Origin of the sequence: Leucobacter musarum subsp. musarum (genome assembly GCF_001273845.1) — a bacterium.
Lineage (GTDB): Bacteria > Actinomycetota > Actinomycetes > Actinomycetales > Microbacteriaceae > Leucobacter > Leucobacter musarum.
The window spans coordinates 1-206 of the sequence record NZ_JHBW01000050.1; the positions used below are offsets into that span (position 1 = coordinate 1).

Annotated in this window: 1 protein-coding gene; it reads right to left on the reverse strand. The window is 65.5% G+C overall.

Translation table 11 applies throughout. From position 1 onward, the window contains the following. The coding region (locus CH42_RS00160) for an ABC transporter permease subunit (protein ID WP_449279959.1) at positions 1-206 on the reverse strand (206 nt) is incomplete at both ends.

Consider the following 206-nt stretch of genomic DNA (forward strand, 5'->3'; position numbering starts at 1 on the left):
GTTCTGCACGACGCCCAGTGTCAGACCGGCGAGTGCGGCTCCCTGGACGTTGCCCAGGCCGCCGAGCACCACGACGATGAACGCCATAATGCCGAAGGCCTCGCCCATCGACGGGTTCACGTCGTAGAGAGGTGCCATGAGCACGGCGGCGACGCCGGTCATCGCCATGCCGATACCGAACGCGATGCCGTAGATGCGCTTCACGT